Origin of the sequence: Streptococcus sanguinis (assembly GCF_019928825.1) — a bacterium.
In the GTDB taxonomy this organism is placed as follows: domain Bacteria; phylum Bacillota; class Bacilli; order Lactobacillales; family Streptococcaceae; genus Streptococcus; species Streptococcus sanguinis_L.
In genome coordinates, this window is the sequence record NZ_JAHZOP010000001.1 from 680983 (window position 1) to 706411 (window position 25429).

17 protein-coding genes are annotated in these 25429 nt (G+C 40.0%); all 17 read right to left on the minus strand.

Annotated elements, in window-relative coordinates; all coding sequences use genetic code 11:
* Positions 1-125 precede the first annotated feature (125 nt).
* Positions 126-785 carry a hypothetical protein gene (locus K1J09_RS03390; RefSeq protein ID WP_002899714.1) on the minus strand — a complete coding sequence of 220 codons (660 nt, stop codon included), beginning with the start codon at positions 783-785 and terminating at the stop codon, positions 126-128.
* A 54-nt stretch (positions 786-839) separates the two neighbouring features.
* Positions 840-3941 (minus strand): DEAD/DEAH box helicase, encoded by a 3102-nt coding sequence (locus K1J09_RS03395; protein WP_223322315.1) that lies wholly within the window; start codon positions 3939-3941, stop codon positions 840-842.
* Positions 3942-4067: 126 nt separating this feature from the next.
* Positions 4068-5378: a ribosome biogenesis GTPase Der gene (gene der / locus K1J09_RS03400; RefSeq protein ID WP_223322314.1), complete on the minus strand. Its 1311-nt coding sequence runs from the start codon at positions 5376-5378 to the stop codon at positions 4068-4070.
* Between the two features lie 42 nt (positions 5379-5420).
* Positions 5421-6137, minus strand: coding sequence for an NADPH-dependent oxidoreductase (locus K1J09_RS03405; protein WP_223322313.1), 717 nt, complete (start codon positions 6135-6137; stop codon positions 5421-5423).
* Positions 6134-7033, minus strand: coding sequence for a primosomal protein DnaI (dnaI, locus tag K1J09_RS03410; protein ID WP_223322312.1), 900 nt, complete (start codon positions 7031-7033; stop codon positions 6134-6136). The genes K1J09_RS03405 and dnaI overlap by 4 nt, the downstream gene beginning before the upstream one ends.
* Entirely contained in the window at positions 7034-8188 is a 1155-nt protein-coding gene (locus K1J09_RS03415; protein ID WP_223322311.1) for a replication initiation and membrane attachment family protein, read from the minus strand.
* Entirely contained in the window at positions 8189-8662 is a 474-nt protein-coding gene (nrdR, locus tag K1J09_RS03420; protein WP_002894570.1) for a transcriptional regulator NrdR, read from the minus strand.
* A gap of 170 nt (positions 8663-8832) precedes the next feature.
* The gene (locus K1J09_RS03425) at positions 8833-9648 is read right to left on the minus strand and encodes an endonuclease/exonuclease/phosphatase family protein (protein WP_223322310.1); all 816 of its coding nucleotides are present in this window, start codon (positions 9646-9648) and stop codon (positions 8833-8835) included.
* Between the two features lie 17 nt (positions 9649-9665).
* The gene (locus K1J09_RS03430) at positions 9666-11858 is read right to left on the minus strand and encodes a PTS transporter subunit IIBC (protein ID WP_223322309.1); all 2193 of its coding nucleotides are present in this window, start codon (positions 11856-11858) and stop codon (positions 9666-9668) included.
* Between the two features lie 287 nt (positions 11859-12145).
* Positions 12146-12835, minus strand: coding sequence for a response regulator transcription factor (locus K1J09_RS03435; protein WP_002909043.1), 690 nt, complete (start codon positions 12833-12835; stop codon positions 12146-12148).
* Between the two features lie 9 nt (positions 12836-12844).
* Positions 12845-14269 carry an NADP-dependent phosphogluconate dehydrogenase gene (gene gndA, locus K1J09_RS03440; RefSeq protein WP_002894560.1) on the minus strand — a complete coding sequence of 475 codons (1425 nt, stop codon included), beginning with the start codon at positions 14267-14269 and terminating at the stop codon, positions 12845-12847.
* Between the two features lie 184 nt (positions 14270-14453).
* A complete protein-coding gene (locus tag K1J09_RS03445; RefSeq protein ID WP_223336020.1) occupies positions 14454-14573 on the minus strand; it encodes a plasmid addiction system poison protein in 120 nt (39 codons plus the stop codon).
* 173 nt (positions 14574-14746) lie between these two features.
* Positions 14747-17314 (minus strand): SNF2-related protein, encoded by a 2568-nt coding sequence (locus tag K1J09_RS03450; protein ID WP_223322308.1) that lies wholly within the window; start codon positions 17312-17314, stop codon positions 14747-14749.
* The gene (locus K1J09_RS03455; protein WP_223322307.1) at positions 17311-18489 is read right to left on the minus strand and encodes a ParB/RepB/Spo0J family partition protein; all 1179 of its coding nucleotides are present in this window, start codon (positions 18487-18489) and stop codon (positions 17311-17313) included. Before K1J09_RS03455 ends, K1J09_RS03450 begins: the two co-directional genes overlap by 4 nt.
* Positions 18486-20966: a sigma factor-like helix-turn-helix DNA-binding protein gene (locus tag K1J09_RS03460; protein ID WP_223322306.1), complete on the minus strand. Its 2481-nt coding sequence runs from the start codon at positions 20964-20966 to the stop codon at positions 18486-18488. Before K1J09_RS03460 ends, K1J09_RS03455 begins: the two co-directional genes overlap by 4 nt.
* Before the next feature lie 32 nt (positions 20967-20998).
* Positions 20999-22672, minus strand: a complete 1674-nt coding sequence (locus tag K1J09_RS03465) for a DNA cytosine methyltransferase (RefSeq protein WP_223322305.1) — start codon at positions 22670-22672, stop codon at positions 20999-21001.
* Positions 22673-22778: 106 nt separating this feature from the next.
* Positions 22779-25427 carry a valine--tRNA ligase gene (locus K1J09_RS03470; protein ID WP_223322304.1) on the minus strand — a complete coding sequence of 883 codons (2649 nt, stop codon included), beginning with the start codon at positions 25425-25427 and terminating at the stop codon, positions 22779-22781.
* Positions 25428-25429 lie beyond the last annotated feature (2 nt).

Genomic DNA, 25429 nt, shown 5'->3' on the forward strand with positions numbered 1-25429 from the left:
CATCGATCCTCTTCAACCGATGATGGATGTTATATGCAGATAGATTTTACATTTACATAATTAAACAGCAATTTCCATATAAACATCAGAAAACTGCAGGCAGAAAAGACTCGAGCTAGCTAGCTTTAATCGCTGTCCAAGCCTGTCAAATTCAGCTCTTGAGCCTTGGAATGCTTCAACTGCTCTTCCTTAGCTCTATCCTGATTATAGATCTGACTGGTTTTTAAAAAATCATAATTGTTCTTCTTAGGCTTTTCTTCCGGCTCCTGCGGCTGAGGGCTATACTCAGGCTGAATATCTGCCAAAATATAGTTATCCTGCTGAAGCCTGTCGCCAAACTTCGTAAATTCGCCCGATGCATTCTTTTGAAAAGGGGCTGTTGGCTTCGGTCTTTCCGCATTAGAAGCTTTCGGAAGCTTTCTGTTGCGGACCTTAGTCGGAAGGTCGCTGGTCAGATAAGACGCTGAACGCTTCTTTTTCAAATCTGCCCGAGCTTCCTCGCGTGCCTGCTCAGCATAACGAATGGCCGGATCTTTCTTATCAATCGGCTTTTTAAAATCTTTGAAAGCAGACTGCTTTTGCAGCGGTCTTCTGATAGCCTGACTGGCAGCGATGGGAGCATGCCTGCTGGAATCCACAATCGGCATCCATTCCAAATAATTACGGTCAGTATAGTCTCCGGTAATATTGCTAATGAGATCCAGTTCATCATAAAGATTCATATGCGGCATTTCTGTCAGCATGATTTCATCATCTGACACCAGAGGAAATTGTTTATCAGTCATATCTTTTTCCTTTCAACCCTTCATTATTATAAACTATTCAGGCTATTTTTCAAGCTATTCTGCCGAAATTCCCAGAATTTCTCGAATTTCCTCCACAGAGAGACTGGATTTGGCTTCTGCTCCGTCGAGAATAGTCGAAACCAGATTGCGCTTGCTCTCCTGCAGCTCCTGTATCTTCTCCTCAATCGTACCCCGCGTAATCATCCGATAGACTTCGACATTGCGCTCCTGACCGATACGGTGGGCACGGCCTATGGCCTGGGCTTCAACCGCTGGATTCCACCAGAGGTCAACCAAGATAACTGTGTCAGCACCAGTCAGATTGAGACCGACACCTCCAGCCTTGAGGGAGATCAGAAAGGCTGAACGCTGGCCGTCATTGAAGGCAGTTGTCATGTCCTGACGCTCCTTGGCTGGAGTAGAGCCTGTAATCTTAAAGGACTCCATGCCCATCTTGTCCAGCTCACTCTCGATAATATCCAGCATACCACGAAATTGTGAAAATATGAGGACACGACGATTACCATCTTGTATCTGTTCAAGTAATTCCCGCAAACTTTCTAGCTTACCGCTCTCGCCCTCGTAATCTTCCATAAACAGCTTCGGAGTATCACAGATCTGACGGAGGCGCATAAGACCTGACAGAATCTCTATCTTGCTGCGGTTGATTTCATCTTCTGTCGCATGGATAATTCTGTCCTGCATTTGTTTGAGCAGAGCCAGATAAATAGTCTTCTGACTATCTGCCAATTCATTGCGATAGGCGACTTCAATCAAATCAGGCAGTTCCTGCAACACATCTTCTTTTTTGCGCCGCATGACAAATGGTTTGATATAGCGAGCGACTTTCTCAGCCGGCAGTTTTAAAAATTCCTTTTTGCTTGGCAAAAGTCCTGGCATGACAATCTGGAAAATAGACCAAAGTTCTCCCAGATTATTCTCAATCGGCGTCCCAGAAAGAGCAAAAGTATGCTCCACTTCAAAATCCCGCAAATACTGGGCAATCTTGGTCTGGTCATTCTTCATCACCTGAGCCTCATCCAAAATCAGATACTGGAAGTGTTTATCCTTGTATTCTTCCACATCCTGCCTGAAAGAAGCATAGCTAGTAATGGTAATCTGATGTTTCTCCGCAATCAGCTCATCACGAACATTTTTCAGACCATACACCACTGCCACATCCAAATGCGGAGCAAATTTAGCAAACTCATCGCTCCAGTTGTAAATCAGGCTGGATGGCGCCAAGATTAAGACTTTCTTAGAATCATCTATACACGAACTCAGAAAAGAAATCGTCTGCAGGGTCTTTCCTAGCCCCATATCGTCAGCCAAGATGCCACCGAAGCCATACTTATCAAGCATGGATAGGCACTTGACACCCGTCTCTTGGTAATCCCGAAGGTCAGCCTTGACTTGCAGCTGGGGAAGAGGAAATTCCTCAGGGTGAGTCAGGTCAAAGGCCAGCTGCTGTACATCTTTTGAAAACTGTACCCTATCCTTGCCCTTAAAAAACTCTGCCAGTTGATAAGCTGCCAGACTGCTGGTCTGAATGAAGCCATTTTTAGTCCGCTTACTCCGCAGCTGCTGCAAAGTCCGACTCATCTCCTTGGTCTCTTCATCGAAAATCAAGACTTGCCCAGACTTACTGATAAAGAAGTCCTGCTCCTTAAAGAGCGAATCAAGCACAGCATCTATCTCTGACTGCGCAATGCCAGCAAAATCGAAACCAACATCTAAGAGGCCGCCCTTCATCTTGACAGTGATTCTTGGACTTTCTGTCTGTGCCAGCGCCTCTAGCTCTTCTGTCATGCTGACACGGCCCAAAGCCTCAAAGTTGGGAATGACTTCTGAGAAGAAATGATAAATTTCTTCCGGCTTCAGAGGCGGTCGCTGGCTGTAAAAGTCTGCCACAAAACCTGCCTGCAGCATTTGCTTAAATACCTGCTGCTCATGCTCAAAATTACCTGCAAAAGGCAGACGTTCCAAATCTTTGCGAGTCGTCACTTTCCTGTCTCCATAGTCAAAGACAGTGTCCAAAATCAGACGCTTGTCAGGACCGATGTCAAAGTCAAACTTGGCTGTAAAGTCATGAATCATCATACTTTCAGGTGCTTCTACCCGACCAACCTTTTTAAACTCAGACAAACTGGAAGCCAGCTTCGTTCTCTCTGACAAGTCGAATTGCAGGCGCTTCAACCGATCATGCTCTATAGGCAACTCCCGTAAAGCCTTAATTAGTCTTATCTGCTGAGGATTTAGCTGGTAGAAGGTATCTCCATAAAAAATAAACTGGCCATCATAAAGCATCTTATAATTCTTCTCAGCAATGACTAGCTCAAAATGCTCTTCATACTCTTCCACTTGGAAAGTATAAACTTCTGCCTCTTCATGTAAATCTTGGAAAAAGACTTCACTGTAGTCATAAAGGCTGTACTCTAAGCGGAAAGAAGATAGATTCATCAGGAAGATAACTCCCTCTTCAAAGATACTAGCCGGGAAGAAAAGATTGCGCCCAGCATTTGGGAAAATCAAAGAAGAATCTTGCCCCTGATAGTCAGACACTAGTCCTTGCAGAAAAACGAGCAAATCTTGACTGGCTTCATCAAAATCCTCCAAATGAATAGCCTCATAGTAACTCTTACCAATCTGATAATGTCCGCCCTTTTCCAAGGTCCGAAGGAAGGAAAGAACGTCTCGGACAACATAAGAGCGCTCGTCCGGCAAGCGACTGATCCGGAGACTCCAGAGAAACTGCCCTGTATAAGAATCCTCCTGACCAGTAGCCGAAAGCTCATAACGAACCTGTTGATTGGATTTATCCGGCAAGAGCTTATCCAAGAACAAGCTTCCGAAAGAAACCAGCTCTTGGGTCTCCTGACTGGTCATCTCCTCTTCTTCCATACTCTTTAGCACATCTTTTCCAGATGGGGCATTTTTCAGATAATACTCCAAGGCTGCCAGATGAGCACAGTATTTTTTCTTCTGGAAAAAGTCGCAATAACAAAAGATGACATCATCATCCAAGCTATAGCGCAGATTACACTCGTCCACACGAGCATATAAAAGAGAATCACTGACCTCAAGGATTACTACCTTATTGTTTTCAACCAGGGCAATTCCTTCTGTCCGAATCTTACCAGGAATTAATTTTGCCATAATTACCACCTTACATTTATCTCACCATTATACCATACTTTCGACATAAAAAAGAAAAGCAAGCTCTTATGCTTACTTTCATTTTTGCATATAAACGTATGTTTGTCAAATTGCTGTTTTACAACTCTACTTCCGCTTCCTTGCAATCAAGTGAATCGGAGTTCCTTCAAAGACAAAAGCTTTGCGGATTTGATTTTCCAGGAAACGCAGGTAAGAGAAATGCATGAGTTCTTCTTCGTTGACAAAGATGACAAAGGTTGGCGGTTTGGTCGCTACCTGAGTCGCATAGAAAATCTTGAGGCGTTTGCCCTTGTCAGTCGGTGTCGGATTAATCGCGATAGCATCCATGATAACATCATTGAGCACTGCTGAGGGAATACGCGTGTTTTGACTCTGACTGATTTGCTTAATCATGTCCGGCAGCTTATGGAGACGCTGCTTGGTCAGGGCAGAGACAAAGATAATCGGTGCATAAGACAGATACTGGAACTGGTCTCGGATATCCTCTTCCCAGTCTTTCATGGTATGGTTGTCTTTTTCCAGCGTATCCCACTTATTAACAACAATAACAATACCTTTTCCAGCTTCATGGGCAAAGCCAGCGATTCGCTTGTCGTACTCACGAATTCCTTCTTCGGCATTCAGCACCATCAGAACAACATCTGAGCGATCAATGGCCCGCATAGCCCGCATGACAGAGTATTTCTCCGTATTTTCATAGACCTTGCCTGACTTGCGCATACCAGCCGTGTCGATCATGGTAAATTCCTGACCTTCACTGTCCGTAAAGACCGTATCAATGGCGTCACGCGTTGTACCAGCCACAGGACTGGCAATAACCCGCTCCTCACCCAAGATGGCATTGATCAAGCTAGACTTGCCGACATTAGGACGGCCAATCAAGCTAAACTTAATCATATCAGAATTTTCAGCGACTTCTTCATTTGGCAGATTTTCAACGATGGCATCAAGAACATCTCCAGTACCAATCCCGTGGACTGAAGAAACCGGGAATGGATCACCCAAGCCCAGCGCATAGAAATCAAAAATCTCATTGCGCATTTCAGGATTGTCCACCTTATTGACCGCTAAAATAATCGGCTTATGGGTCTTATAGAGCATGCGAGCCACATACTCGTCCGCATCTGTAATCCCTTCCTTGCCAGACACGACAAAAACGATAACATCTGCTTCGTCCATGGCGATCTCAGCCTGGTGTTTGATTTGCTCCATAAAAGGCGCGTCAACATCGTCAATTCCGCCCGTATCAATAATGCTAAACTTACGGTTGAGCCAGCTTGCTGTCGCATAGATTCGGTCGCGGGTCACCCCTTCGACATCTTCCACAATGGAAATCCGCTCACCGGCAATCCGATTGAAGAACGTTGACTTGCCGACATTGGGACGGCCGACAATGGCAATAGTTGGTAAGGCCATGTTTTTCCTCTTTCATTCTTTAGGACAGAGCCAAACTCCGCCCTATTTTTCTAATTTCTTTTCTTTGAATAGTTGATCGATAGCTTGATTAGGCTCCTGACCAAATTGAGCAGCTAGGCGCTGACTCCAGGTTTCCTTAGCCCGCTCGCCTGCATATTCAGTCTGTACGCGGTCATAAGCTTGAATAGTGGAACGATCCTGCTCACGATATTCTTCCTCAAAGACCACTGCTTCATAAGGCAGCCGCGGTTTGACTGCATGGTTCTGGTTGGGAGTTCCCAGAGCAATCCCAAAGACTGGATAAGTGTAGTCCGGTAGCTTAAAAAGCTCTGCTATTTGACTGGCAGCATATCGAACCAGTCCAATGATTACTCCGCCATAACCCAAACTTTCAGCTGCTAAGAGAGTATTTTGACCCGCCAAAGCAGCATCTACTGAGCTAATCAGAAGATTCTCCGTTCCCTCAGGATAAAAGTCTTCCGTATACATGTGAACGCCCTTTTGGGCACGATTGAGGTCGCCAACAAAAAGCAGGAAGGCTGAAGACTGCCGAATGGCTTCTTGGGGCACCAGGTCAAAGAGAGCTTCTTTTTTCTCTTTGCTTCGCACCACAATGATAGAATAGGACTGGAAATTCTTCCAGCTGGACGCAGCCCGCCCCGCATCAATGATGGCGCGTAATTCCTTATCCGAAATCTGCTCCTCCGTAAAGCGGCGAACAGACGTGTGAGCATTCATCAAGTTAATCGTTTCATTCATCGGCGGTTCTCTCCTTCTAGGCGCACCTCCTGAGCCAGAAACTTAATCCGCTCCATAACCCGCTTGGCCTGCCAAGTCTCATCGCCATTCTTAGAGCTGGCAAAGTGACGCTCCAAATCCACAAAACTAAAGTTAGAAGTAAAGAAAGTTGGCAGATTTTCCTGCATACGGTGCTGGAGAATGACCTGCAAAATCTCATCGCGCATCCAGGGGCTAGACTGCTCTGCACCGATATCATCCAAAATCAGGACTTGAGCTGTCTTGACCTGGTCAATCTTCTCCTTGACCAAGCCGGAACTGATCGCATTCTTAACATCCAAAACAAAGCTTGGATAATGTAGCAAAGTCGTTGAAACACTGCGTTTTTCTGACAAATCATGCGCCAGAGCAGCCATCATGTAGCTCTTCCCGACTCCAAAATCCCCGTAGAGATAAACAGCCTTCTGATAATGCGGAAACTCAGCAACGAAGTTGGTCAAAAGTTCAAAAGCTTTGTAGCGGCCAACATCGTCCAGATCCACCTGAGCCAGACTAGCCTCCTTGAGGCTGGCTGGCAGGTTGATAAGATTGAGACGGCTTCTAATGGCCTCCTGTCTCTCCTGCTCAATCAACTCAGGCGTTTCTTCATAGGCAACATCCGCATAGCCTTCATTTTTCACCAAGATTGGCTTATACCCCTTAGCAATATAGGTCTCGTCCCCTAGCAAAAAGCGGTTGCGCTCCGTAATATACTGGTTAAACTTGGAGACACTGCGCTGAATCTCAGCTTGGGTCAGCTTTTCCTGCTGGATAAAGGCTGCCACATCTGGATCGGCCATAATCTGCTTGACCAGCTCCTGATAGTCAAACTGACGCACCTTGCTCATATGAGGCATATTCTGTCCTATTTTCTCCATTTATTCGCCTCCTCCTTCAAGTTTGGCTAAGAGCCGACGTTTCTGCTCTTCTAGCTCGGCCTGCTTCTCTGCGCTCGTTTCATTTTTATAATCCGGCTGACTCCAGTCGGGTACGTTGCTCTTGGTAGAGCCTTGTCCAGATTTAGCTGGACGACTCTGGGGCTGCTGGTTGCGCTCACGGATTTTCAAGACAGCTTCCTCAGCTGTCGTCACCTTTTGATAAGAAAAATCATTGGCTACCTTGAGGGCATACTTTTCATTGAGATTGGCTGAATCCACCTTATTAAAGGTCAAGAGCAAGACTACGTTGATAACCTCATCCAAAAGACCTAATTCAGCTAAATCCAGCAAAAGCTTTCTCTCCGTCCGCGTAATGGCAGCCTGACGGGTTTTTTTGATTTCTGCCAGGAAGACCATTGGCGATGTTCGTTTCGCTTCTTGGATGATAGACAGCTCCTGCTTAGAAAATTGGCCTTCTGCCGGCTTCTGAGCTAGCTTTTGCTTCATCCGCTTGGTAGAAATGACCTGAGAAACAGCAGTTTCTCTAGCCAAGACATAGGTCTCATACCAAGTCCACTTTTTCTGCTCAGCAATTGTAAACAATTCTAATAAATCTTCCTTTTCATTGGCAAAGCGAAGATTGTCCTGAGCCATCCGTTGCTTGAAATACTCCAAATCAAAATCATTGGCCTTTCGCACTGCCCTTGGCTGCTCAGCTTCCATACCAAACACCTGCATAAAAGGCTTGACCAATTTCTCTCCACTAGGATTTTCTGGTCGCAGGGCATCCGCAGCAGCTTCGCCGATTTTCTTTTCTAAGAGCCTGCTGTACACATTATGGCTGAAAAATTCCTCCGCCGTTAAGGTTGGGTGGAGTTGAACCAGATAATGGTCATCTGTTTGATAAAGGTCCACTAGCTTAATCGCCGCTAAACGCTCAAAACTTTCTTCTAAAATATTAAGTCCAAAATCTAAATGATTGAGAATCTGAATGAAGAGGTGCTGTTTTTGCCCATTATCCCCAAAAGACAGCAGATAAAGATAAAGTGTTACTGCTTCTCTCCCCAGAATCGGCAGATAAAGCTTGGTCAAGATAGCAATATCTGGGCTGACTGCATTATTGCGCAAGAAAGAAAACTGATGGTTTGGTTTCATTTATTTGTCCTTTTTCTTCTTGGACCCCTTGGTAATCTGCTTGAGCAGGCTTTCTAGCTCGCCCACATCCTTGAAACTCCGGTAAACACTGGCGAAACGAACGTAGGTGATTTCATCCAGCTCGGCCAGTTCATCCATGACTAAGGATCCAATATACTCACTATTGATTTCATTGTCGCTCTGACTACGGACCTTTTGCTCGATTCGGTTGACAATCTCCTCTATTTCGTCACTAGATACTGGCCGCTTTTGAGCCGAGCGAATAATACCGTTAAAAATCTTATCTCGAGAAAATTGCTCACGTGTCCCGTCCTTTTTGACAACAACTAGGGTTCTCTCTTCGACGCGCTCGTAGGTCGTGAAGCGATGCTGACATTCCTCACACTCACGGCGGCGGCGGATTGTATTCCCATCTTCTGCCTGTCTGCTATCAACTACACTTGATTTATTCCCACCACATTTCGGACAACGCATACCATTTCCTCCTAGAATCCTAATACTTCATTATAACACGTTTTCAAGAATAACAAAAGACAGCCGTTTGGAGGGTAATATTTCACCATTTTGATCTAAAAATATGTTTATCAAAAAGAAAAAGAGAGGCAAACCTGTCTTATTCTCAGTCTTGCCTCATCTTCTTACTATTATAATGCCACTTGCACTTCTATACCAAAATGGTCACTGACAACAGGGGTTTCTTTCCCGTCAAAAACGACAGCGGAGCGCTCAACATCCATCCCTTGACTAGTGAAAATATAGTCTATCTTCAAAGCATGCTTATTATCATCCCAGCCTGCAATAGTTCCTTCTACTGTCGCCTCTCCGATAGCTTCTCTCGCAACAGCATGACTATCCTGCAGCTTCAGCGGACTAGCTAAGATAGTCTGGTAGCCTTGCTGGCCGACTGGATTGTTGAAGTCCCCCATCAGGACTAGAGGAGTTTCTGCTTTTAGCAGCTCTGCTTCAAGCTTAGCCCATTCCCCCTGAAAGCCTTTGTCCCACCATGACAGATGGCAGGAGGCAATTGTCAGCAATTGACCTTCTACCTCAGTCTCGGCTAGCAAGACCTTACGAGTATGATAATCCCTAGGATCATTAGCTTCTGATACCAGAACTTCTCTAGGAGCCATAGGATTTCTAGATAGGATTGCCACTCCTTCGTTATAAATATCAAACCCAATATGATTATAGGCCCAAGACCAATGATAGTCCAGTCCTGCTTCAGCCAACTTTTCTACCAGACATAGAGCAAAGTGGTCTTGATGGATCTCAATTGCGCCCTCAACCGCCTGATAGAAAGGAGCCTGAACAACCTGTTCAGACTCCGTTAATTGATTGACTTCCTGCAGGCAAATGACATCATATTTTTCTTGAAGAATGCGTTCTGCAAGCTGATTAAGCTTGGTTTCTTGCTCTTCTTCCATCCAACTATGAGTATTTAATGTCAGGAATTTTGCCATGATTTCTCTTTTCTATTTTACAATTCAACCTTAGCAACAACTGTCTTAGCAGATGATTGACCAAGTTTTTCTACTGTTACAGACTTGATGGCTGCTGCATTAGTGAAGACTACGATTGTTGAAGTTTCACGTCCTGCTTCTTTGATTGCTTCCAAGTCAGCTGTTACTAGAAGATCTCCAGCTGCAACTTTCTGACCTTCTGAAACATGAACTTCGAAAGGTTTACCTTCAAGGCTGACAGTTTCCAAACCAATATGTACCAAGACTTCCAGGCCGTTATCTGTCACAAGACCGATAGCATGCTTGCTAGGGAAGACGCTAGTTACAGTACCAGCAACTGGTGAATAAATCTTACCATTTTCTGGCTCAACTGCAAATCCATCACCCATCATTTTTTGTGAGAATACTGGATCTTTAACATCTGCCAAGTCAATGACTTGACCGTCCGCAACAGTTTCAACTTCCTCAGTCACACCTTTATAAGTAACTTCAGCAGCCGCTGATTCTGCTTTTTGGCTAGGAAGTGTTTCAGGAATCACTTCACCAGAATCCAACAAGTCTTGAATATCAGATTTGAGAACGTCAGCTTTTGGTCCGTAGATAGCTTGAACGCCTTGGCCTTTCATAACCAAGCCCATAGCGCCTTCAGCTTTCCACTGTTCTTCTGTTCCAACTTTTTCAGCATCTTTGACAGTCACACGCAGACGAGTCATACATGCATCTACATCTACGATATTAGCGCGACCACCCAGAAGGTTGATAACATTTACTGCTTGAGAAGCTTCAGCAACTTTACCACCAGTTGACTCTGATGAAGAAGCTTCGTCTGAACCATCTGCTGTTTCATAGTTACCGTTACGTCCTGGAGTTGCATAGTTGAACTTCTTGATCATGAAGTTAGAAATGAGGTACATCACAACACCAAATAGGATAGTTACCCAAATGAAGTTGATGATATCCATTCCCAAGCCAGCATTGATGGCCATAGGAGTACGGGTCAAGAATTCGATAGAACCGAATGAGTGCACACGAAGGTTAACGATGTCAGCCATTGCAAACGCAGCACCTTGTACAAATGCATAAATGATATACAGTGGTGTTGCAACGAACATGAACATGTACTCGATTGGTTCAGTAACCCCTGTCAAGAAGGTCGCCAAAGCAGTCGCAATCATCATACCTTTGTATTTGTGCTTCTTGTCAGCATCCACATTGCGATAGATAGCTGCTGCTACCCCCATAAGGATACCAAATGAACCAATCATCTGACCAACTTTAAAGCGAGCTGGATGAACTGTATCAAGCAAGTGTTGGTAAGTAGAAGGATCAGCTGATTTCGTACCAACCAAGTCAGTTACCCAAGCCAACCACAGTGGATCTTGACCAGCTACAGTTGTTCCCGCACCAGAACCAGTAATAACGTGATAAACACCACCTAGTTCTGTGTAGTTCATTGGAATAGTCAACATGTGGTGCAAACCAAATGGAAGCAAGAGACGTTCCAAAGTACCATAGATGAATGGTGCCAAAACTGGTGCAGTATCTTGTGAGTTAGCAATCCAAATACCAAAGCTGTTGATACCTGATTGAACAACTGGCCATACGAATGACAAAACAATTGCTACGATTACTGAGCGCAAGATAACAACGAAAGGTACAAAACGCTTACCATTGAAGAATGACAAGGCATCTGGCAATTTACGGAAATTGTAGTATTTGTTATAAGCTGTCGCTCCAACAAAACCAGCAATAATTCCGACAAATACACCCATGTTCAGAGCTGGCGACTCTAGAACGCTGATGAAATAATCAGAAACCTTAATAGATGCGCCAAACATTGTTTTAACTACAGCTGCCTTATCTGAGAGCATATCGCTGGTAACGCCAAACATAACACCAGTAATACGGTTAATCAGGATAAAGGACAGACCTGCTGCGAAGGCACCGCCTGCGCGTTCTTTTGCCCAGCTTCCACCAATAGCCAAAGCAAAGAGGATATGCAGGTTACCGATAACCCCCCAACCAATCTGCTCTAAAACACCACCGGTAGTGACTAAAACACCTAGATTTGGATTAATCATCGGGATAGACTTACCGATACTAATCATCAGTCCTGCTGCCGGCATAACAGCAACGACAACCATCAAAGCTTTACCGAATTTTTGCCAAAATTCAAAGCTAAAAATGTTCTTGAATGAATCTTTCATCATTCAGACCTCCTTATATTTTTTGCAAACCACTCCTTTTTGTGAAATCGTTTGCATGTCGATACATCTATTATAGCACGATTTTTTATTTTGTAAAGGCTTTTATAAAAATATTTTCTCTTTTTTTGCATCCTAAAGTTTAAAATTTTTCTTTACGAGCCACATTCTTGCTATATTTTAACGAAAACGATTGCATAGAATAGCCAGAAAGTCCGCATTATTTCTCCTATCAATACTGTAACAAGCGCAAAAAAACTCCGTCTCTCAAGGAGAACAGAGTTTTGATTTTTTTATTCTTGCATGGCATAACCAACACCGCGAACGGTTTTGATATAGCTTGGCTGCCCTTCCACATCAATTTTACTGCGCAGATAACGAATATAAACATCTACAACGTTGGTCTCCGTTGCACTCTCGTACTTCCAGACACGCTCCAGTAGTTGCTCACGGCTCATGACCTTATTGCTGCCCATCAGGGTTACCAGCAGATCGTACTCCCGCCGCGTCAGCGCAATAACTTCCTCGCCACGGTAAACTGTGTGATTTTTAATATCCACTCGCAGATTCCTGTAAGAGGTCGGAATTTTCAAGAGGCTGCAGTGCTGGTCGATAAAGTCGCGCCCGCGGAAAATGATAGAGACACGCTCCACTAAATCACTGATAATGAAAGGCTTGACCACGTAGGAAACAGCAAAATGCTGGATTGCTTCCTGCTGCTCCGCAATCTCTTCGCGACTAGCCAAAACGATAATGACGGACGCTGGCTTAATCAAGCTCAGTTGCTGAGCAAAATCGCTGGCAGTCATATCTTGAAGATCATAGTTGAGCAAGAGCAAGTCATAATCCACATCCTTAGCCAGAGCCAGTCCCTCTTGGCCAGTCTCAGCCAAATCTACAAGAAAGCTTTCCTTTTGCAGTTCCAAACTCACAAATCGGGCAAGATTTTTTTCATTTTCTACTAGTAAAATTCGCTTTGCCATAGGCCTATCCTATTTTTCGTCGTACCAAGAATAGTGGTAGGTACCTTCTTTGTCTTTACGGTTGTATGTATGAGCACCAAAGTAATCACGCTGCGCCTGAATCAGGTTCGCTGGCAGATTTTCCGCACGGTAGCTATCAAAGTAAGCAATGGCACTAGAGAAGGTTGGTACTGGTACACCTGCTTGCACAGCCAAGCTGACAACATCACGAACAGCCTGCTGATACTTAGCCGTAATATCCATAAAGTATTCATCCAAGAGCAGGTTTGCTAGATCAGCATCACGGCCATAAGCATCTGTAATCTTTTGCAGGAAGCGGGCACGGATGATACAGCCAGCACGCCAGATAGAAGCAATCTCTCCAAACGGCAGGTTCCAGTTGTTTTCCTTAGAAGCTACACGCAACTGAGCAAATCCTTGAGCATAAGACATGATTTTTGAGAAGTACAGAGCCTGACGGATCTTTTCAATCAACTCTGCCTTATCTCCTTCAAAGGTGAAAGCAGCTGGTTTTGGCAATACCTTGCTGGCAGCCACACGCTCATCTTTGTAAGTAGAAATGTAACGCGCAAAGACTGACTCAGTAATCAATGGCAGCGGCACACCTAAATCCAGTGAAGATTGACTGGTCCACTTACCAGTTCCCTTATTGCCAGCTGCATCCAGAATGTAGTCAACGATTGGGCCAGCTTGACCTTCATCGTCCTTGCGTGTCAAGATATCCGCTGTAATCTCAATCAGATAGCTGTCTAGCTCGCCTTTGTTCCACTCTGTGAAGATGTCTGCCATTTCACTAGCTGAAAGGCCCAGCAAGTGCTGCATAAGGTCATAACTCTCAGCGATCAGCTGCATATCTCCATATTCAATCCCGTTATGGACCATTTTTACATAGTGACCAGCGCCATCAGGACCGATATAGGTCACACATGGTGCACCATCTTCAGGAGCTTTAGCAGAGATTTCTTCCAAGACATCCGCTACCAACTCATAAGCCTCTTTTTGACCACCCGGCATGATAGATGGTCCTTCCAATGCGCCCTTTTCGCCACCAGAAACACCTGTACCGATGAAGTTGATACCAGAGTTAGCCAATTCTTCATTACGGCGAATGGTATCTTTGTAGAAAGTATTCCCACCGTCAATCAGGATATCGCCCTTATCCAAGTGAGGAAGCAAGGCCTGAATAGTCGCATCTGTACCAGGACCAGCTTGAACCATCAGCATAATCCGACGCGGTTTTTCAATAGAGTTTACAAAAGACTCTACATCATAGCTAGGCACAAAATTTTTCTCAGGATGAGAGGCAATGACGTCCTCTGTCTTGTTTGCTGAGCGGTTATAGATGGCAACTGTATAGCCACGAGATTCGATATTTAGGGCAAGGTTACGGCCCATAACAGCCATACCAACAACACCAAAATTTGCTTTAGTCATTATGTTCTCCTATAGTTTGTTTGTCTTATTTTATCATTTTTAAGGCTTAAAAGAAAGTATTAAGTCGGAGACTTATGAAAGGGGGAGGGATAGAAAAACCAAGCTCAGATGAAACTGAACTTGGTTGTGGAGGGGGACAGTAAAGAGCAAAGTAAGATGATCGATTTTTTAAAAGAACTTAGGTTCAATCTTGCTCTCGGAACTTATAGACTTCCGAACGCTTCCCTACGTGAACATTCAGAATCACAAAATCTTCATCATCAACCTTAGCAATGATGTGATAAGACTCTATATGAAAGAACAATCATTGCTATCAATAATAGTATGAAATAACGACTATTGAAAAGGAAAATTCTGTGAAAGGAAAATTGCATAAACATCCGATATAATATTATTGCAAATAAAGTTTTCTAATTTCATATTCTCTGAGTAAGACTTAAACAATCCAAATAAGAAATCATTGATAAATGTTATCTTTCATTTATCGTTATCTATTTCCTTTATAATTTCTAATATTTCTTCCTGCTCATCTATAGAAAATTCACAATGTAATTCTTGGTTTTCTATTACATCCAACATAAGCTTTTTCTTTTCAGAAAGTCTAGAATAAACTTTATAATCTATAGTATTTCTACGTCCTTCTTGTCCATCCATAAAAAGATAAAAATAGTTTGTTTCCTGACCTTCTTTCAAGCCTAAACGATGAATCCTATCCCTTGATTGAAGCATATGAGTTAGATTAAATGAGAATTCATAGTAAATGGCATCATGAGCAATCATATGTAATGAAATTGATTCCGCTAATGTATGTGGATTGGTAATCAAAACATCATAACGACCAGCTTGAAAATCTATTATAATCCGTTCTCTCTCCTCTGATGGTATACCGCCATATATTACTGCTACTCTTGCACCCAATTTCTGTATTTTATCATGCAATTTATTTATGGTATCAATAAAGATACACCAAATTATATGAGGTTTATTCTTTGTTAAAAGAGAGTATGATTGAGAAATACATCTATCAAACTTAGACGAATTTTCTAATGATTTTATTAAATCCAGCTCATAATTCGTATAGTTTGGAAGCTCGTCGGTATAATTTATTAATTGCTGTTCTTCATCAACACCATAATCGCCATATATTTCTTTAGTAATCTTTTCTTTTAAAAGGGTAGGATTAGAAGAAAGTTGGATTAATCTAACATAGAGTTTAAATGGTTGATGACCATACTTTTTCCACAAAATATCAATGATTAACTGCTCCGTATCGTTGGCTGTCACTCTAATTAATTGATCCTCGTTTTCCTTTGGAACTAATAATTGATTCTTTGTTACTCTCCAAAAGAATGGTGATAACTTTTCATTTATCTCCTGTGATTCAGTAGGAGATAAATGACTAAGTTCTGATTGAGAAAATCCAAAATACTGTTTATATTCAAAATTATAAAGTATATGTAAAAAATTCCAAATATCCTGATATGAGTTAGGAATTGGTGTTCCCGTTAAAACAAGTCTGTAAGTAGATTTACATGACAATTCTATTGCAACCTTGGCTCGTTCTGATCCTATTCTTTTTATTTTATGTACTTCGTCAAAAACTAACAATGTTTCCTCGTCAATTATCTTTGATAGAGCTTCCTTATGTGTTATAAGCGATTCATAATTAATTAATACAAGGCTATAATTATCAGTATTTTTATACATCATTTCACTGACAAAATCGGATGCATGTATATCTAAAACTCTCAGACTCCTTTTATTTCCAAACACATTTCTAAACTCTTCTTTCCATGATAAAAAGGAATTTTTTGGACCTATAACAACAATCCTTTTTGCTTTATTTATTTGTGGACTAGAAAGATAAGCAAAAGAACCGTACACCATTGACGTTTTACCTGCGCCTGGAACAGAAAAATTAGCAGCCCTTTTCATACAAACCTGATAGAAACTTAACCAATATTGAATATCATATAACTCTCTATCTACTTCTTGTTTTACGATATTTTTGAAAACGTCAAATTCCTGCTTAAACATCTCATCTTTGTTTTTGAGTGCAAGTCCAAGTTTTTTCATTTCTTTAATTTGAAACTTATTACTTTGGATATACATGTATACCGAATCATCTATTATTATTTGGGTATCTGTTCGTTTTCCATATCGTTTAAGGAGCTTAATGATTTCTTCGATATCTGTATAATTTAAATCTGTTTTAAATGTTGTTAATGAAGCATCAAGAAAATATTTTTTGGATAATTGATTTATAGAACGCTGATTAAAATCTATCTTTTGCTTGATTAGATTATTTTGAAATTTTAGGTCATTATTGAAATACAATATCAACGCTTCGTTTTTAAGCATATTTTTATTTAAAATAATTTTTCCTTTACTATAACTAATTAATCTTAATCTAACAATCTCATTAATTGACTTTACAAAAATATAACCATCATCATTTTCACCATCCCACAATTTATTAAATTCTTTTAGCTTTGTTCTAAGTTGCTGTTCTGACTGAGTCCAACTATCTAAAACTGTGATTTCCTCGTAATTTTTTGCAAACGCTGCTTCTGACTCATTCAACGATCCGGTAAAAAACACCATATTATCTAAATCATCTAGAAACATCCCATATTTTGCATGAAATAAGCCAGAATGGGTAAATCCTATTTTTATTTCTACCAGTCCAATTTCTATTAAATAAGCTAAATTAGAAATATTAATTTTTAGAGAAACATCTGAGTCATCATAATTAAAGTTTTTGAACAAATCACTTGTCAATTTAGACTTATTAAAATATCCCAATCTGATTGCTTCATAATCTTGCTCAGATATTTCATGAGAAATTATGAAACGCATTTTTCCTTTATTAAGCAGTAAATTTTGAATTCCTTTTGTATAGTATGCCAAAGATTTGCTGCTAAAATATCCACTAACTCTATTATATAGAACAGCTTCCTTTAAGACCAAATTATAAAATGATTCAGGAATATTATCATCTTTAGTAGAGTAAAAGGTTTTGAATTCTAGATCTGAAAATGTCATATGTTTTTTAACTCTTCAACAAAATTAGCAACTTGAATTAGTAATTCATGAAATTCTTGTTTTGAATTTTTTTCCAAGCGATTCAATGAATCCAAATCAATTTCTCTTAAAATTTTAAAACTTTTGTTTAAAATTTCGAAAGGTTGATTCTTAGCGTTCTGTATTTTTTTCCGCTCTACCATTCCCTCAGTTAATTCTGAAACTTTACTTTGTATTTTGATATCTAAACTAACTGTTTCATTGTTAGAATTCTCAGAAAACGATTTAACTGCATCGTCTAAAATTTCTGTCTCATCGATTTCTTCTAACAATTCAGTACCTAGTTGCTTGTCTTCTATAACTGGTCTTAAATCACGAATTTTTCTAGATATGTCACCACTCAACGACATTATATTAAGAAATAAAAATTCTTGAATATCATCCTTGGATTCCACATCAATCCTATTACTCTTCAAAATCTTATGTATTTCACGAATTGGGCCATCAATTTTTTGATCACGAGCTATGTGAAACCTCAAAGGTCTCTTAATGAAATCAAGATAATCAATCATTAGTTTCGAAATTTCAATATCCTCCTTAATTTTACTTAAAGAAATTTGAGTTTCACGACTATATTCCTCAGGAGTAAAAACACCATCGTCTTCAATTAAATCTCTATAAATATCAACCAACCTATCTATAGGATTGTAATCAACACGTGCTTCAATAGCATGTTGTAAATTTAATTCTAAACGCTTTATATCTTTTTCATTATATTTTTTGCCATCTAGAATAACTGCTTCCAAGTAATTAAACTCTGCTCCAGCCCCTTCCCTAGAAAGTTGGCGTAAAGATGTAAAACGCCTGTTTCCATCTAGCACTATTCCATTAGATAAGACGACTGCTGGCTCTGTCTGTGACATAATCTTTATATTCGCTTTGGTCTTTTTTAAAGCATCGCTATTACTTTTTTCAATATATGTTTCGATAATATTATTAAATTGTTCTACATCTTCTGGGAACTCATTTCCTTCGTCTAAATATTGAGAAACATAAGTTGCAATTCTTCCATTCTTCTTATTATATACAAGATGTTTGATTGGAATCCGATATACTTCAAATATTTTTTTTTCACCTTGTAATGAAAGTTTTTTTGTAGCGATTGCATCACCCAAGTCATAATCTAATAAATTCATCTGCCAAATACCTCTTCTAAAAAATCTTCTTTATTTATATAAATTTTGTTTAACTTATCAGAATAATATGCTCCACATTCAACTAATCTAAGCCGAACATTATATTCATCCAAATTGATTCCATATTTCTTATTTAAATCATCCGTAAAATCTTCAATATTCGCTGAACCTAATTGTAGTAAGGAATCAACTAAAAAATCATTTAAATTTCTCTTTACATCTCCTTTGAAGTAAATATTAGGAAAACCAACGCTAACAGGTTTAGTTGTATTAGAAATATTAATAAGTCGATCCAAAGATATTAACTCTATTCCATCATCTAATAGAGAAAATTCTATACCATCATTTAATAAAGATATTATAGAAAAATAAGAATTAGAGGGCACCAAAATTTCGATTTCTCTTATAAAACTTTTAAGTTTTTCTAATTTAAATCCTCTCTGAATCATGAATTCAACGTTAATGTAAGTATTTTCTGAAATCTTTAATATCTTTAATTTCTTTTCAAGGTTATATATCGTGCTATAATAATCTACTGTTTTTTTAAAAGAGATTTCATCTGCATGAAAAACTTTTTGAGATAAAATTAATGTAGTTAACGCATCTTTAGCACCTCTGTACTTTGAACTGATTACTAACTCTCCCCTAAGTATAAAACCTAGTGAAAAAATTAATGACTGCGATACTTCCTTTAACCCACTGTATTTTTTTATTATAGATATAAAATCTTGTTTTGAATATATATATCTATTCAAATACGGAAGAATATTAGAAGCTATCTCATTATAGTTAGACTTATCTACATGAATTTTACCATCTAGAATATATTTTCTTAATTTAGAGGATATAAACGATGATAATGAACCCTTATGCAAACCAAATTTTTGATTCATATCAATACAAAATTCCTCTAAAGATATTCCTTCATAAGTAGACATATTATCGACTATATAGTCTTTTTTATCTTTTTCTCCTGCTACAAATTCTGGATTACGACCTAGACGTATGTTTTCAGTCACTATATTATATTTTTTACATATATTATGCAATTCTGATCCAGATAGAATATCAAATCGTTCCATCACACCTGGATTAGTTTCAAAAATGTAATTCATACTATACGCACCATCGTCTAAGTTTTCAAAAAGAGAAAGTAATTCCTGTTTTTCGTATTCTTTTATTTCTAAAGGATGGTATCTATAACCCTTACCTAGAGAAAAAACAATGTGCTGATATCTATTCAACTGACTTTCAAGAGCCCTTTCACTTTTGGGTGAAATCTGTGGAAAATCATTAGCTTCCTCTTTGATAAGATAGAATAATTCATCAGTCTTAAAATATAACTGGAGATTTTTATACCTTCGTAAAATATCTATAATATAATTCTCTCTAGTTAATTTTAATACTCTCCCGTTAGAAGCAAATCTGTTACGTTTTTTTAAAATATATCTTTTTACTTCATCAGAATAATTCCCTTTTAAGATTTCATCGAGAATATCTTCCTCTCCTTTCGTGTATAGGAGTCCCATTAAATTATATAGTCTAGAATCTGATTCTGATATAGTGTTGAATATATCTTCAGATATATCAAATCTCTGATATAAATCTTTAAATTTTTCAACTTCATAAATTTTAGGTATTCTTTTTAAAGAATTATTAATTTTCTGTCTCACTCTTTCCCGAGTAATTCCAACTGAATTCCCAATTTCTTCAAGAGTCTTTCCGTCTAGTCTTTCTTTTAAAAAATTAATATCTTTAAAAGAAGATTGAAAAAAAGAGTCGATTGATATTAGATTTTCTTCGATTCCACTTTTAAAACGCCTTTCTTTCAAATAAAGTTCCATGTCCAATCCATATACCTTAATAATTTCTTCACTAAAAGTAAGATTTTCAATAAATAAGCACCATGCATCATCTACTTGACTTTTGAAAATTAATTGCATATCTTCAAGTTGTTTTATTATTGAGGCCTGAAGACCTAAAAAATCCAATTCAGAATTTCTGACTTTAAATTTTTCAAGAAAAATAGTAAACGTCTTCCATTTTAAAATTTCGTTTTTTATATTAAAGTTAAACAATAAATCAGAATATTTATCTATTTGAACAGCAGCCTTAACAGAAGCAGATTTTAAACCCATTTCCATCCAATTATTATTTCTCAACATTATAACCAGTTCATCAATTGAGTCAGTCATATGATAAATTTTACTAAACTCTATTTTAGCGCCTACTGAGTACAACATTCTAATGTCATCAAAAATATTTGGATTCTTGTTAATTTCTAAAATACAATCACTTAAATACAAATTTATTTTTTCGATTTTATTTTTACTTATCTTATTAAACAGTCCATGATTGTTTCTTACAAAAAAATCAATTAACTCGACCCTCTTACCACACAGTGTTTTTGCAATTCGATTACTTAAGCCAAATTTGCATAAGAAATAAATTGATATTGTTTTATTAGCTTCGTCCATGTAATCTCCCCGCTAGAAAATATTAATTATCATTATTGACCATAAATTATTACGCTAACAGCGTATAACGACAAAAGTTGACTCAAAGGAATTAGCTCCTTTAATTCTGCTAATTCTGTATTGGATACATCTATGCTCTCATCTTCATATTTTTGTAAATAATCCATAATAATATTAGATATACTTTTTACAATATAGTATGGATGTGTGCAATCTTCATCATCAAATCCATATTTCTTATTTTTTTCGTTCAAGTCATTATTAGAAATTTGCTTAATTATTAAACTATTATTTATTTTTTCAACAATTTCTTTATGATTTAGAAGTAATAACTCTTTTGCTTCTAGCTGATTTTTTCTTGAAACAATAATACTTTTAAACCCTTTACCAGTGCCAGCATGTGCTACAACCCCCCAGTTACCGATTTCTCCATTAATTTTATTAGTCAAATCGACTGTCATGTTCCCTGACTTAATTGGAAATTGTCTAAACAAGGCTTTTTCATTTCGTGTTGGAGGATTATTAAATTCTTTTATTTCTTTATTATCTAAATATTTAAATTGATTGATATCTTTATCTATAAGCTTAGCAGTTAATTTTGGAAATTTTATTAATTCTAAAATTTTTATTGCTAGAGCAAACGAGAGCTGCACACAAACTGCATTCCCAATCTGTCTCCACTTTGTAGATTCATCCCCAAAAAACTGATAATCTAAAGGATATCCCATAATGCAGGCTGCTTCTCTAATAGTTGGCAAGCGATACTCTCCATCGCCTTTTCTATTGTATCCAGATTTATATAAAATAGCTTCTCTGGTACTAGCTGATTGCGTTGCCATAATTGTACGACTCGGCTTATCCATGTTTTCAGGAAACGACATTTTACCCATATAAGGATGTCTCTGCTTTAAATCCCGAGCTTTCTGCCATTGTACTTGATAGACACCTGTATCATAAAAATGATCTTTAAAATCCTCAAACTTAACAGATTCATTTGGATAATTTGGATCTGTTACAAATTCTACAGGCGATTGATCTAATGGATCTGGAAAATTTCTAAATAATTTATTTAAAGTAACTTTCTCTTTAGCAACCCTATCAGGAAATGGAAATTCACCAGTCTTCGTTATTTCCCCACTGACGAACCTACGTCTTGCCTGTGCTGCACCATAATCATCAGCATGTAAAACCCCACCATTATATTTAGACTTGATGGCAATGGATTTTGGATTTAACCCCTGAGAAACGGCCCAACTTGCCAAGTCCAAGTCCTCAAAAGTATACTCCTCTTGTACATAGTTTTGAGAATTTGGAACATTTTCCATTAACCATGCTTTTAGTTTAGAATTCTTTTGAAACTTCTTTACAGCAATTACCTTAAAAAAAGTATTAATCAGATGGATACCCAAATCTTTGTTAGCATTCCCTCCTTGATTAGAAAGAGAAAATAACTGACATGGTGGACTACCAATGATAATATCTGTATCAGGCAACTTATTTATTTCTTCTATATCCTCAAAATCAAGTACACTTTTTACATTATCATTTAGTCCGTGATTAAAATTATGTGTTATAATTGCAGGCTGCCAGACATCAATTCCCATTATTACATCATAACCTGCTCTACGGAAACCTTCTGAAAAACCACCTGCTCCACAGAAAAAATCAATCACAGTTAATCTCTTTTTGTTCTTCTTACTTTTCACAATTCTACCTGTTATCTTACATTATTTTTTTGTTTGCTCCCATTATACCAAAAAAACACAGTATTTGCACTGTGTTTTATTATGTTCATATAATAAATTTAAGATTTTAGACTAATTTCCTCATCTCATCAATCCGAGCCACTGTTGCATCATACTTGGCTTGGTAGTCGGCTTGTTTGTCGCGTTCTTTTTGGACGACTTCTGGTTTGGCGTTGGCTACGAAGCGCTCGTTAGAGAGTTTCTTGCCAACCATATCCAGTTCTTTCTGCCACTTGGCTAGTTCTTTTTCGAGACGAGCCAGTTCTTCCTCGATATTGAGGAGGTCAGCCAGCGGCAGGTAGATTTCTGCTCCTGTGATGATACTGGACATGACCAGCTCTGGCACAGCAAGGTCTGCTGCTATTTCCAGATGTTCAGGATTGGTGAAACGCTTGATGTAGTTGACATTATCCTTGAAGAAGGTTTCCAGCGCACTGTCTGTCGTCTTAATCAAGATAGTAATCGGCTTGCTTGGCGCCACATTGACCTCAGCTCTGCTATTGCGCACCGAACGAATCAGATCCTTGAGGGCTTCCACGCCAGCTGCTGCCTCGGCATTTTCAAACTCTGGACGAACCACTGGATAAGCCGCGGTCACGATGGTACCTTCTGAGATTTGACCAAAGATTTCCTCGGTCACGAAAGGCATGATTGGGTGAAGCAGGCGCAGGATTTGGTCCAGCGTGTAGAGGAGGACAGAGCGAGTGATGACTTTCTCGTCTTCATTGTCGCTGTAAAGCACTTCCTTCGTCAGCTCCACATACCAGTCGGCAAATTCATCCCAAATGAAGTTATAGAGGATATGGCCAGCCACACCAAACTCAAACTTATCGAAGTTCTCAGTGACCTTGCCAATGGTTTCGTTGAGGTTGTGGAGAATCCAGCGGTCGGTGACATTGCCTGCCTGACCAGCCGCCACCTGAGCAACATTCTCACGCACCGCATCCAGCGTCAAGCCTTCATTGTTCATGAGGATATAGCGGGAAATGTTCCAGATTTTGTTAATGAAGTTCCAAGAAGCATCCATTTTCTCGTAAGAGAAGCGCACGTCTTGTCCAGGGGCAGAGCCGTTTGATAGGAACCAACGCAGAGCATCGGCACCGTATTTGTCAATGACATCCATCGGATCAATCCCGTTACCAAGAGACTTGGACATCTTGCGGCCTTCCTCATCCCGAATGAGACCGTGAATCAGAACGTTTTGGAATGGCTGACGGCCAGTGAACTCCAAAGATTGGAAAATCATCCGAGATACCCAGAAGAAGATGATATCATAGCCTGTTACCAAGGTTGAAGTAGGGAAATAACGCTTGAAGTCATCTGAGTCCACATCAGGCCAGCCCATGGTTGAGAATGGCCAAAGGGCAGAACTGAACCATGTATCAAGTACATCTTCGTCCTGAGTCCAACCATCGCCTTCTGGTGCTTCTTCGCCCACATAGATTTCGCCGTCAGTATTGTACCAGGCTGGGATTTGGTGACCCCACCAGAGCTGACGAGAGATAACCCAGTCGTGGACATTTTCCATCCATTGAAGGAAGGTATCGTTGAAACGAGGTGGGTAGAATTCAACTTTGTCCTCTGTGTCTTGATTAGCGATGGCATTCTTAGCTAATTGATCCATCTTAACAAACCACTGGGTTGACAGACGCGGCTCAACCATAACGCCAGTCCGCTCTGAGTGACCAACACTGTGGACACGTTTTTCGATTTTTACAAGAGCACCGATTTCTTCCAACTTGGCAACGACTGCTTTACGAGCTTCAAAACGGTCCATACCTGCAAATTCGAAGGCCAAGTCATTCATGGTTCCATCGTCGTTCATCACATTGACTTGTGGCAAGTTATGGCGTTGACCAACCAAGAAGTCATTTGGATCGTGAGCCGGCGTGATTTTCACGACACCAGTCCCAAACTCAGGATCTGCGTGTTCGTCCGCAACGATTGGGATTAGTTTATTAGCGATTGGCAGAATAACGTTTTGGCCAATCAAGTCCTTGTAGCGTGGGTCTTCTGGATTGACCGCAACGGCAACATCCCCAAACATCGTTTCAGGACGAGTGGTCGCTACTTCGAGGGCGCGTGAGCCATCTTCCAGCATGTAGTTCATGTGGTAGAAGGCACCTTCAACGTCCTTGTGAATAACCTCGATATCAGACAAGGCTGTGCGAGCTGCTGGGTCCCAGTTGATGATAAACTCACCACGATAGATCCAGCCTTTCTTGTAAAGCTCGACAAAGACCTTGCGGACGGCTTTTGATAGCCCTTCGTCAAGAGTGAAACGCTCACGAGAGTAGTCTACAGAGAGACCCATCTTGCCCCATTGTTCCTTGATGGTCGTCGCATATTCGTCTTTCCATTCCCAGACTTTATCGAGGAATTTCTCACGACCGAGGTCATAGCGGGAAATGCCTTGCTCCCGCAAGCGCTCCTCGACCTTAGCCTGAGTCGCAATCCCCGCGTGGTCCATCCCTGGCAGCCAAAGCGTATCAAAGCCTTGCATGCGCTTCTGACGGATGATGATATCCTGCAAAGTCGTATCCCAAGCGTGACCAAGGTGGAGTTTACCAGTTACGTTTGGTGGTGGAATCACAATCGAATAAGGCTTGGCCTTTTGATCTCCAGAAGGCTTGAAAATATCAGCATCAAGCCATTTTTGGTAACGACCAGCCTCAACCTCGGCTGGATTGTATTTAGGTGAAAGTTCTTTAGACATGT

Excerpts from the sequence above, each read along its gene's own strand:
- K1J09_RS03430 (WP_223322309.1), bottom strand. The coding sequence starts at position 11,858 with ATGATGAAAGATTCATTCAAGAACATTTTTAGCTTTGAATTTTGGCAA.
- der (WP_223322314.1), bottom strand. The coding sequence starts at position 5,378 with ATGGCCTTACCAACTATTGCCATTGTCGGCCGTCCCAATGTCGGCAAG.
- K1J09_RS03470 (WP_223322304.1), bottom strand. The coding sequence starts at position 25,427 with ATGTCTAAAGAACTTTCACCTAAATACAATCCAGCCGAGGTTGAGGCT.
- K1J09_RS03405 (WP_223322313.1), bottom strand. The coding sequence starts at position 6,137 with ATGAATGAAACGATTAACTTGATGAATGCTCACACGTCTGTTCGCCGC.
- K1J09_RS03450 (WP_223322308.1), bottom strand. The coding sequence starts at position 17,314 with ATGACATTTTCAGATCTAGAATTCAAAACCTTTTACTCTACTAAAGAT.
- K1J09_RS03460 (WP_223322306.1), bottom strand. The coding sequence starts at position 20,966 with ATGGACGAAGCTAATAAAACAATATCAATTTATTTCTTATGCAAATTT.
- K1J09_RS03415 (WP_223322311.1), bottom strand. The coding sequence starts at position 8,188 with ATGAAACCAAACCATCAGTTTTCTTTCTTGCGCAATAATGCAGTCAGC.
- gndA (WP_002894560.1), bottom strand. The coding sequence starts at position 14,269 with ATGACTAAAGCAAATTTTGGTGTTGTTGGTATGGCTGTTATGGGCCGT.
- K1J09_RS03395 (WP_223322315.1), bottom strand. The coding sequence starts at position 3,941 with ATGGCAAAATTAATTCCTGGTAAGATTCGGACAGAAGGAATTGCCCTG.
- dnaI (WP_223322312.1), bottom strand. The coding sequence starts at position 7,033 with ATGGAGAAAATAGGACAGAATATGCCTCATATGAGCAAGGTGCGTCAG.
- K1J09_RS03425 (WP_223322310.1), bottom strand. The coding sequence starts at position 9,648 with ATGGCAAAATTCCTGACATTAAATACTCATAGTTGGATGGAAGAAGAG.
- K1J09_RS03435 (WP_002909043.1), bottom strand. The coding sequence starts at position 12,835 with ATGGCAAAGCGAATTTTACTAGTAGAAAATGAAAAAAATCTTGCCCGA.
- K1J09_RS03390 (WP_002899714.1), bottom strand. The coding sequence starts at position 785 with ATGACTGATAAACAATTTCCTCTGGTGTCAGATGATGAAATCATGCTG.
- nrdR (WP_002894570.1), bottom strand. The coding sequence starts at position 8,662 with ATGCGTTGTCCGAAATGTGGTGGGAATAAATCAAGTGTAGTTGATAGC.
- K1J09_RS03455 (WP_223322307.1), bottom strand. The coding sequence starts at position 18,489 with ATGAATTTATTAGATTATGACTTGGGTGATGCAATCGCTACAAAAAAA.